This window comes from Candidatus Neomarinimicrobiota bacterium, assembly GCA_041862535.1.
Classification (GTDB): Bacteria; Fidelibacterota; Marinisomatia; order SCGC-AAA003-L08; family TS1B11.
The window spans coordinates 1-2,438 of record JBGVTM010000373.1 but is presented as its reverse complement, the minus strand read 5'-3'; the positions used below and the strand labels follow the sequence as shown (position 1 = coordinate 2,438).

The following is a 2,438-nucleotide window of genomic DNA, read 5'->3' as shown; positions in this document are numbered from 1 at the left end:
CAGGTGCATAACAAGTATATCCTCAGCCAGGTGGCGACGGGACTGGTCGTGATCGATCAACATGTGGCCCACGAACGGGTCCTGTTTGAGGAAGCGCAAAAGGCCTTTGCCGGTCAGGCCCTGGCGTCCCAGACAGTACTGTTCCCCCAGGCGATAGAATTCGCCCCCGATGAGTATACCCGGCTGGTGGACCTCATTCCCAATCTGGAACGATTGGGCTTTCGGATCCGGGAGTTCGGCCGGAATACGGTGGTGGTGGACGGTGTTCCGAGCGATGTAGTCTGGGGGCGGGAGCGGGATATCCTGCGGGATATCCTGGACCGTTATCACGAGGGCCAGAGCGGCGCAGACTTCCTCGACCAGTTAGCGGCCACCTACGCCTGCAACGCAGCCATCAAGGCGGGCGATCCCCTTACGCTGGAAGAAATGACCACCCTGGTGGACCGGCTTTTCGCTACGGAGAATCCTTACTACTGCCCTCACGGCCGGCCGATTATCGTGCATCTGCCCATTGCGGACCTGGACAAACGCTTCGAGCGGATCTGAAAGGGAGTGGACCTCCGTACTCCCTGCCGGTCAGTGATGAATATCCTCACCGTCGTTGGGCCTACGGCATCCGGGAAGACGGCCTACGCCCTTGAGCGAGCCCTGGAACTGGACGGGGAAATTATCTCCGTTGACTCGCGCCAGATCTACCGGGGATTTGTCATTGGCACCGGCCAGCCGACCCCTGAAGAACAGGCCCAGGTGCCCCATCACCTGGTCAATTTCCTTGATCCATCCGAGAAGATTACAGCCGGGCGTTACGCCGGTTTGGTATACGAGCGCATAGCTGACATTAAGGCGCGAGGCAAGGAACCGATCCTCTGCGGCGGGACGGGTTTGTATGTGCGGGCGATCCGGCTGGGACTCGCCTCCCTGGGCGACTCTGACCCGCAGCTGCGCCGGAAGATCCAGGCCCGTATCGAGTACGAGGGAGCCGAGGCGGTTTACGCCGCCTTCGCCGAGATTGATCCCGACTACGCCGCCACCTTCCATCACCACAACGTCCGGCGCCTGACGCGTGCCCTGGAAATCCTCCATTCCACCGGCCAGCCTCCCAGCCGCGTGCAGGCCTGGCGCAAAGGGGAAGGGGGGTACGCGGAGACTCCTACCATCACCGTGGAGGGCGCCGGCGAAGTGACTTTCGAGCTGGTCGGCCTGGAGCGTCCGAGGGGGGAGCTTTACAGCCGCATCAACCGGCGGGTGCAGGAGATGATTGACCGGGGCTGGCTGGCGGAGGTGCGGCAGTTGCTGGCGGCGGACGTCTCACCCGAAGCCCACCCCATGCAGGGCGTGGGCTACCGGGAATTAGTGCAGGTAGTGCAGGATGAACTTGCTATGGATGAGGCCATTCCCATTATTCAGCAGCGGACCCGGCGGTTCGCTCGCCGACAGGTCATCTGGTTCCGCCGGGAACCGGTCAAATGGGTTACGCCCACGGACGCCACTGGCGCGTGATGGGGCGTTGGGTGAATCCGTCGTCCCGCCCACGATTAGGTCCCTTCGGATGCGGGAGGGCGCTCAACGGCCTTGACTAAGCCGCTCGGCGGCTCATTCGACGTGACTCTCCAGCTTTGGTTCGCCCTGCTCTGCCACGGGGGTGCACCGTCGCCGCGGCCAGCACTCTGAAGGTACCCACCTCGGCCATAGACTCGGTCCAGTCAGCAAAGGCGGCGTCCAGGTTAGCATACTCGGCCTGGCGTTCGGCCAGCACCTGCCCCCGCTGGGCCGCTGTCTCCCACAAGTCGATTGTCAGATACCGCCGTGGGTTCTCCGTGTCGCGCAGCACGGTGGTGCCGCGGAAGCCCGGGCAGCGGGCGAACAGCTTGCTCCACTCGCCGCCGGGGCCGTACGCCAGCTCGAACCGGCCCCGGGCCTCCTCCCTGACGACAAACTCCCGGACAATTTCGACCATGCTGGACCGGCTTCTCTGTCAACCGGCTCCCGATAGCCGGTGTTCCTCGGGCGCCCTCCGACTTTCCGCTGAATGGCGCTGCGGTTCAGCGGCGGATGCGCAGGGTAACCTGCTCGCTATAGTATCTGCCTGCTGTCCGCCAGCTGGCGGACTGGCTAGGTTTCATCACTTAACATTTTGATGATATGTCTCGCTAGATGCTCCCTAATCTCCCTGTGACGAGGAACAGTCTGAGATACTTTCGTCCTTGGATTATGATACCAGTCGTGCTTTGCCCCATGACGAATTAATATGACCTCTCTAACTCCTGTATCAACTCTCTTCGTTTCATGCCACTTCCAGTTCGGCAACCCTCCGGACGTAAGGGATACTTCCGCTGGTAAGTTCCTGGTAGATATCTCTTAGATTTTCTTCCAGTTCTTCTATCGTTTCACCTTGAGTCCAGTAGTCAGGGTATTCTTCCAGATACCCCAGCCACATT

Annotated in this window: 4 protein-coding genes and 1 pseudogene; 2 read left to right on the top strand and 3 right to left on the bottom strand. The window is 61.2% G+C overall.

The window, feature by feature from the left end:
* Positions 1-546 (top strand): DNA mismatch repair protein MutL (locus tag ACETWG_13510; GenBank protein MFB0517600.1); only part of this gene is annotated, 546 nt, incomplete at its 5' end.
* A 6-nt stretch (positions 547-552) separates the two neighbouring features.
* The gene (miaA, locus tag ACETWG_13505; GenBank protein MFB0517599.1) at positions 553-1,500 is read left to right on the top strand and encodes a tRNA (adenosine(37)-N6)-dimethylallyltransferase MiaA; all 948 of its coding nucleotides are present in this window, start codon (positions 553-555) and stop codon (positions 1,498-1,500) included.
* 76 nt (positions 1,501-1,576) lie between these two features.
* On the opposite strand, the gene ACETWG_13500 is transcribed toward miaA, so the two are convergent.
* From ACETWG_13500 to ACETWG_13490, 3 genes and pseudogenes are all read right to left on the bottom strand, one after another.
* The gene (locus ACETWG_13500; GenBank protein ID MFB0517598.1) at positions 1,577-1,957 is read right to left on the bottom strand and encodes an antibiotic biosynthesis monooxygenase; all 381 of its coding nucleotides are present in this window, start codon (positions 1,955-1,957) and stop codon (positions 1,577-1,579) included.
* A 155-nt stretch (positions 1,958-2,112) separates the two neighbouring features.
* Positions 2,113-2,288 (bottom strand): annotated as a pseudogene (locus ACETWG_13495) (addiction module toxin, HicA family).
* Positions 2,285-2,437 carry a type II toxin-antitoxin system HicB family antitoxin gene (locus ACETWG_13490; GenBank protein MFB0517597.1) on the bottom strand — a complete coding sequence of 51 codons (153 nt, stop codon included), beginning with the start codon at positions 2,435-2,437 and terminating at the stop codon, positions 2,285-2,287. Before ACETWG_13490 ends, ACETWG_13495 begins: the two are co-directional and overlap by 4 nt.
* Position 2,438 lies beyond the last annotated feature (1 nt).

What these genes read in the sequence shown, in the direction of transcription:
- ACETWG_13500 (MFB0517598.1), bottom strand. Translation starts at nt 1,957, where the DNA reads ATGGTCGAAATTGTCCGGGAGTTTGTCGTCAGGGAGGAGGCCCGGGGC.
- ACETWG_13490 (MFB0517597.1), bottom strand. Translation starts at nt 2,437, where the DNA reads ATGTGGCTGGGGTATCTGGAAGAATACCCTGACTACTGGACTCAAGGT.